The 7,226-nt window shown below is 46.4% G+C and carries 8 protein-coding genes; 7 read left to right on the top strand and 1 reads right to left on the bottom strand.

Features of this window, described 5'->3' with window-relative positions; genetic code table 11:
* The coding region (locus B7991_RS07065; protein WP_176421777.1) for an AAA family ATPase at positions 1-529 on the bottom strand (529 nt) is incomplete at its 3' end.
* Positions 530-932: 403 nt separating this feature from the next.
* Here B7991_RS07065 and B7991_RS07060 point away from each other — a divergent pair.
* From B7991_RS07060 to B7991_RS07030, 7 genes are all read left to right on the top strand, one after another.
* Entirely contained in the window at positions 933-1,343 is a 411-nt protein-coding gene (locus tag B7991_RS07060; RefSeq protein WP_014545824.1) for a NifB/NifX family molybdenum-iron cluster-binding protein, read from the top strand.
* Between the two features lies 1 nt (position 1,344).
* Positions 1,345-1,845, top strand: coding sequence for a GNAT family N-acetyltransferase (locus B7991_RS07055; RefSeq protein WP_088630197.1), 501 nt, complete (start codon positions 1,345-1,347; stop codon positions 1,843-1,845).
* 15 nt (positions 1,846-1,860) lie between these two features.
* Positions 1,861-2,847: a PLP-dependent cysteine synthase family protein gene (locus B7991_RS07050; RefSeq protein WP_088630196.1), complete on the top strand. Its 987-nt coding sequence runs from the start codon at positions 1,861-1,863 to the stop codon at positions 2,845-2,847.
* 244 nt (positions 2,848-3,091) lie between these two features.
* Positions 3,092-3,844 carry a hypothetical protein gene (locus B7991_RS07045; protein WP_088630195.1) on the top strand — a complete coding sequence of 251 codons (753 nt, stop codon included), beginning with the start codon at positions 3,092-3,094 and terminating at the stop codon, positions 3,842-3,844.
* A gap of 16 nt (positions 3,845-3,860) precedes the next feature.
* Positions 3,861-4,958 (top strand): ABC transporter substrate-binding protein, encoded by a 1,098-nt coding sequence (locus B7991_RS07040; protein WP_088630194.1) that lies wholly within the window; start codon positions 3,861-3,863, stop codon positions 4,956-4,958.
* Positions 4,959-5,126: 168 nt separating this feature from the next.
* Positions 5,127-6,215, top strand: coding sequence for an ABC transporter substrate-binding protein (locus tag B7991_RS07035; protein WP_088630193.1), 1,089 nt, complete (start codon positions 5,127-5,129; stop codon positions 6,213-6,215).
* Between the two features lie 15 nt (positions 6,216-6,230).
* Positions 6,231-7,217 carry a PLP-dependent cysteine synthase family protein gene (locus tag B7991_RS07030; protein WP_085491313.1) on the top strand — a complete coding sequence of 329 codons (987 nt, stop codon included), beginning with the start codon at positions 6,231-6,233 and terminating at the stop codon, positions 7,215-7,217.
* Positions 7,218-7,226: the final 9 nt, after the last annotated feature.

The raw sequence follows: 7,226 nt of genomic DNA, 5'->3' as shown, positions 1-7,226 counted from the left end.
CACCGCGTTCAGCGTACTTGGCAATACCCTTACAGATGTTGTTTGCAGCGTAGAGAGCCATCATTTCGCCGGAAGCAACGATGTAGATTTCCTTCGCCTTGCCTTCACGAATCGGCATGGCGAAACCACCGCACACAACGTCACCGAGCACGTCGTAGAACACGTAATCGAGATCTTCGGTGTAAGCACCGAGCTGTTCAAGCATGCTGATGGAAGTGATTATACCGCGGCCAGCGCAACCCACGCCCGGTTCCGGGCCACCGGATTCCACGCAGCGCACGCCATTGAAGCCGACCTTTTCGAGGTCAGAGAGCTGGATTTCGGTCTTGTTATCGCGAATGGTATCGAGCACGGTTTTCTGGTGGAGGCCGCCGAGCAAGAGTCGAGTAGAGTCAGCCTTCGGGTCGCAACCGACAACGAGCACATGCTTACCCTGTTCCACAAGGCCTGCGGTCAAGTTCTGAGTCGTAGTAGATTTACCGATGCCACCCTTACCGTAGATTGCGATCTGACGTAAACGTTTTGCCATAATGAAATGTCTCCTTAGGTTTATTTACCTACAGAAACGCTAGGTTTGCGGAATTTTAGAATTTGCGTCTACCCTTTTCAATACTTTTTTAGCCCATTCCGTTCAAAAAATTCCGATTTACAACATTGTTATAGTTTCATCTTATCACCCAATTCATTTAGTTCCTATCACAATCAAGAAAATCGAACTTTATTTATTGTTCAAACAGGGTTTTATATTGCATTTACCTATTACGCTTTTTAAATTATGCGGGACTTCGGAACAGAAGCAAAAATTTAAAAGAATACAGAACGCTAGGTAACCGTTCTTTTATATAAACTAAACCGGTACGCCGGGAGTTTAGCCACGTAGAAAATTCATCTTCGTGGTTCATTTTACAATTGCGTTAAGGAGGCTTTTTTACATGGCTAAATACAAAGTAGCAGTTGCCACGAATGACGGAGTAAATGTCAACGTTCACTTTGGACACGCAGCCGCATTTGACATCTATGAAGTTGACGAAGCAAGCGGAAAATACGAGAAAGTCGAAGTCCGTTTAAAGCCGGAACATTGCGATGGTTCTTGCGGAGACGGCACTTGTGGCCAGCGCGAAGTTCAGCATTCATCGATGTATGCAGCAGCCAAGAATCTAGCCGATTTAGATTACGTGCTTTGCGAACAGCTTGGTCCGCAAGCAATCCAGTCATTGGCCCGCTTCAATGTACGCGCATTCGATATCGCGCTCCCCATCAGCGAAGCCATTGCAAAAATCAACATTTACAGAAACAAAATCGCAGAACGCGCATTACGATTCAAATCAAATCACAACGACTAAAATGAGTCTAAGCAAATTTACGATAAGAAAAGCGACGCTATCCGATTGCAATGCGATTGCCGCAGTGGAAGCAACATGCTTTCCGCCAGCAGAAGCTGCAAAACATGAAGATTTCCAAAAGCGTCTGGAACGCTATGCGGACTATTTTTTGCTGATGTTCGATGGCGACAAGCTGATTTCATTCGTAGACGGATTTGTAACGGATATTCCCGATTTGAACGACAAAATGTACGAAGACGCCGGTATGCACAATCCAAACGGAGCATGGCAAATGATATTCGGAGTCAACACTATCCCCGAATACCGCCATCAAGGTTGCGCAGAAAAGCTATTGAGATTATTCGTCCAAAACGCAAAAATAGAAGGCAGACGAGGCGTTGTTCTCACTTGCAAAGAAAAGCTCGTACATTATTACGCCAAAATTGGTTTTGTCGATGAAGGAATTTCGGCGGATTCGACTCACGGAAACGTTGTCTGGAATCAAATGCGACTGACGTTTTAACAAAGAGAGGTAAACATGTCAAATATCCACCATTCTATTACAGAACTTATTGGGCATACACCGCTTCTTGAACTTCACAATTTCGAAAAGAACCACAACGCCCAAGGCCATATCTTGGCAAAGCTCGAATATTTCAATGCTACAGGTTCTGTCAAGGATCGCGCCGCCCTCAGCATGATTGAAGCAGCCGAACGCGAAGGAAAACTGAAGCCGGGTGGAGAAATCGTTGACCTCACGAGTGGAAACACAGGCATTGCCCTTGCCGCCATCGCAGCCGCAAAAGGGTACAAAGTCACTATTTTCTTTGAATCCGGCGGTTCCAAGGAACGCATTCAAGTTATCAAGACTTATGGCGCGCAGCTTTTCGATTACAAAGATATTCCCGAATTGAAAAAAGCTCTTGAAGACGGCACAATTTGCGACAACATCGTTATCGAGGCCATCACAAAGTACACCAAAGAACACAACGCATTTTTCATCAACCAGTGCGAAAACGAAAACAATCCCCTCGCCCATTACAACACGACAGGCCCTGAAATCTGGGAAGATACCGATGGCAAAGTAGATTTTGTCGTTTCGATGGCAGGCACAGGCGGAACACTGAACGGGCTTTCAAAATATTTCCGCGAAAAGAATCCGAATGTTAAAATCATCGGTGTGCAAGCGACTCCGGACTCCCGCTATTTCACGCCAGAAGCCGAAAAGAATGGCGTTATCGACGGTGTCGCACCATTTGCAAATGTCGCAGAACCTCCTACGTTCTTGACGGATTCCTCGATTTATGATGAATACATCGAAGTTTCTACATTACAGGCAAAAGCTGTAGCGCACGAACTTGCCGAACACGAAGGGCTTTTCCTGGGCACATCAAGTGCAGCAGGCGTTTACGCAGCCTCAATTGTCGCAGCGCGTCCTGAAAATAAAGACAAGAACATCATCGTTATTACAGCCGATAACGGGTTCAAATATCTTTCCACAAAAGTTTATGCTTTGAATAAGTAAGACTCATCGCATAAAACTCCTAAAACTCCTTCTCGCTAATGCGGGAAGGAGTTTTTTTATAAGTTCCGATAACATAAATCAATACGTATAATTGCGAGCGATAGCACCCAATACTTAAACAAAATTAGAATAAAATAATTTTAAATTATTTTGTTTTTTCAATTGACAAAACTCTTTGACTGCGCAAAAGCGCTTTTTACCTTTAATCCGACATTAAAAAACAAAACAAACAAGGAGTTTATCAATGAATATCAATGCAAAAAAAATTATTTCCGTTATTGCTCTTGCCACTATCAGTTCATTTGCTGAATGGGATTATTACACTGTTCTCGACGAGCATCAGGGTCAAGCCCGAATCAAGGCAAACTATTGGTACAACGGAGATTTCCATTCCACATCTTTTGACTTGAATGCCCGCTATACAGTCGTCAAAGGATTAGAATTGAGCCTCACCGGTCTCGGCTACCAGCTTTTTGCCGATCCGAATGACAAAACAAAAGAAGGTGACGGATTCAAGGACTTTAGCGTGGGTGCAAAATACGCATTCAATCCCAACTTCTCCGCTTTCTTAGACGCCAACATTCCCGCCGGAAAAAAAGAAATTTCCAGCCAGGAATTTAGCCTCAAGGGCGGTGTTCAATGGTTCTTGCCCATCTCTGAACAGTTCGGTATCGGTAATGAATTTGGCTTGACCGTTCCTTTCAAGCATGATGGAGTCCAACGCGGTCTCGTTGCTGATTACGGTTTTGAATTCTATTATGCATTCAGCTCCGGTGTTACTCCGTTTACAGGCTTTGTATTTACGAGCCAGTTGACAGATTCAAAGAACGAAGACAAATCTGAATCCGGAACAGGAGCTTCCAACATTTCTTTCTGGGCCGGCATTTCTTACAACGTTAACAAGAACGTCAATCTGACGCTTTACACCGATGTTGAATACGCCGCTCATGGCGCTTATCAATCCGGCTACATTTTCCAAACAACATTCAGCTTCTAAAAAGGAGGCCGCAATAATGAATTTTAAACACCTCATTAAAACAACACTTATAAGCGCTCTGCTTTTCGGAGCAAGCGCTTTCGCCGAAATTAAAACAGTTCGAATCGCACATTACACAGGAGTGTTGTGCAGTGCTCCGGTTCATACCGCATGGCTCAAAGGATTTTTCGACGAAGAATTCAAAAAGATCGGGCAAAAATACGAAATGGTACCGATTGCCGAAGGTTCTGGTTCCGTCAACGACTTGATTGTCGCTGGGAAAGCGGACGCAGGTAATGAACTTCTCGCCACTGAACTTCAGCCTATCCAAAACGGACTCCCGATTATCTTTGTAACAGGCGTACACACAGGCTGCACCAAGTTCTACGTCACAAAGCAATCGACCATCAAAAAACTCAAGGACCTGAAAGGGCGCAAAAGCAAAATTGGCGTCATTGGATTGTCCGACAGTTCAATTATGACATTCAAGCGAAAACTCCGTGACCTTGGTGTTGTCGCCGATGGCCCCGAAGCGGATGTCGAATTCGTTGTCTATGGCGCAAGCGACTTGCCATTGGCACTCCAAAAGGGAGCCGTGGACATCATCGCCCTTCACGATCCGACCGCTACAACAGCCGAAGAAGAATACGGTTTCCGTAAGCTTCTGGACACCGCCACCGATCCGAAATTTGCCGTAGAATACTGCTGCATCGCATTCGTGAGCCTCAAACTTTGGAAAGAAAATCCAGAAGGTGCAGCCGCATTCACACGTGCAGTCGCTCGCGGTTCCGCATTCATCAACGCTAACCCGCGTGAAGCAGCAAGACTCCAGCTTGCAAAGGACATCGTCCCCGGAAGCGAAGATTTCAACACCAAACTGCTTGAAAGCTACACCCACATTCCATCTCGCAAAGCAACGATTCGCACATTCAGAACCGTCGCCACGGAACTCCAAAAAACGGGCGTACTCAAGAAAAAGTTGAACATCGAAAAGTTCATCACAAGCCACTTTGCCAATTTTGCGTCTAAGGGGATTCACGTTCCTGACGGTTACAAGTACGATAAGGATACAGGCACATTTACAGAAACGACCGAAGAACCGAAAACCTTAGCGAAAAATATCGTTGAGAACTAAAAAGTAGGAGCGCAACTAGGTTTATATAACCATAGCCTATAGCGCCCAATATACGAACAAAATTAGAACAAAGTATTTTTGAATTATTTTGTTTTTCCACCTTTAAAACATCTTTGATTTAGAAAAAGTGATTTATACCTTTTCACAATCAAAAATAGGGAATTAAAAATGAATTTACGAAGCATCATTAAGACTACGCTCATAAGCGCCCTCCTCCTCGGAACAAGCGCTTTTGCCGATTTCAAACCAGTCCGAATCGCACACTATACTGGTGTGTTGTGTAGTGCCCCGGTTCATGTCGCTTGGCTCAAAGGTTACTTTGACGAGGAATTCAAAAAGATTGGTCAGAAATTCGAAATGATTCCTGTTGATGCCGGAAAGAATTCTGTGAACGAGCTCATCGTCGCAGGCAAAGTCGATGCCGGGAACGACTTGCTCGCTACCGAACTTCAGCCCATTCAAAACGGGCTCCCTATCGTCTTTGTCACTGGTGTTCATACGGGTTGCACCAAGTATTACGTCACCAAAAAATCGACGATTCAAAAGTTGGAAGACCTGAAGGGACGTAAAACCAAGGTAGGCGTTATCGGTTTATCCGATAGTTCCGTGATGTCGTTCAGACGCAAGCTTCGCGATCTAGGTATCGTCGCAGACGGCCCGGAAGCGGATGTCGAATTCATCGTCTATGGCGCAAGCGACTTGCCGATTGCCCTTGAAAAAGGCGCTGTTGACATTATCGCCCTTCATGATCCAACCGCAGCAACCGCCGAAAAAGAATATGGCTTGCGCAAGTTGCTCGACACCGCAATCGATCCGAAATTTGCCGTAGAATACTGCTGCGTCGCATTCGTGACACTCAAGCTCTGGAAGGAAAATCCGGAAGGTGCCGCCGCTTACACGCGCGCTGTCGCTCGCGGATCCGCATTCGTGAACAGCAATCCGCGCGAAGCCGCAAGACTCCAGCTCTCGAAGGATGTCGTTTCTGGCAGTGAAGAATTCAACGCCCAGTTGCTCGAAAGCTACGGTCACATTCCGTCCCGCAAGGCCGCGCTCCGCACGTTTAACATCGTTGCTGCAGAGCTTCAAAAGACGGGAGTCTTGAAGAAAAAATTGAACATCGAAAAGTTCGTCAAGAGTCACTTTGCTGACTTCGAATCAAAGGGTATCAAAATTCCGGATGGCTACTCCTATGATAAGGCCACCGATAAATTCACAGAAAATTTCGAAGAACCGAAATCTCTTGTGAAAAACATTTAAAAAAGAGAGGTAACAATGTCCAATATTCACCATTCCATTACCGAGCTCGTCGGCCACACTCCGCTACTGGAGCTCCACAATTTTGAAAAGAATCACAATGCCAAGGGCCATATCCTAGCAAAACTCGAATACTTCAACCCGTCCGGCTCCGTGAAGGACCGCGCTGCCCTCAGAATGATTGAAGAAGCCGAACGCGAAGGCAAGCTCAAGCCGGGTGGAGAAATCGTTGAAATCACAAGCGGTAACACGGGCATCGGCCTTGCCGCTATCGCCGCCGCCAAGGGCTACAAACTCACCGTTTTCTTTGAACCGGGTGGTTCTGAAGAACGTGTACAAGTGATCAAGACCTATGGAGCAACGCTCCTCGGTTACGACGCCCTTCCGAACGTAAGCAAACTCCTGAAGGAAGGCTCCTTCTCTGTTGCCGTCTTGCTCTCCGACGTCCGCAAGTATGCCGAAGAACACAATGCTTTCTTCATCAACCAGATTGAAAACGAAAACAACCCGCTCGCCCATTACTACACCACCGGCCCGGAAATCGTTGCCGATACGGATGGCAAGGTAGACTTTATCGTTTCCATGGCAGGCACGGGCGGTACGCTCAATGGTCTTTCCAAGTACTTCCGCGAACACAATCCGAACGTGAAAATCGTCGGTGTGCAGGCCACTCCGGATTCTCGCTTCTTCACCCCGGAAGCTGAAGAACATGGCGTGATCGATGGTGTTGCCCCGTTCGCAAACGTTCCGGAACCGCCTCCTCTGCTGAACGATTCTTCGATCTATGACGAATACATTGAAGTCTCTACGCTCCAGGCTACAGGCGTTGCCCACGAACTTGCCGAACATGAAGGTCTCTTCCTCGGAACTTCTGGCGCAGCAGGCATCTACGCCGCATCCATCGTTGCCGCCCGCCCGGAAAACGAAGGTAAGAACGTTGTTGTCATTACTGCAGACAACGGCTTCAAATACCTTTCCACCAAAGTGTACGCATTGAAGAAGTAAGACTCATTG

Origin of the sequence: Fibrobacter sp. UWB3, assembly GCF_002210405.1 — a bacterium.
Taxonomy (GTDB): Bacteria; Fibrobacterota; Fibrobacteria; order Fibrobacterales; family Fibrobacteraceae; genus Fibrobacter.
The sequence above is the reverse complement of the archived record's forward strand: the minus strand, read 5'-3'. Positions and strand labels throughout refer to the sequence as shown.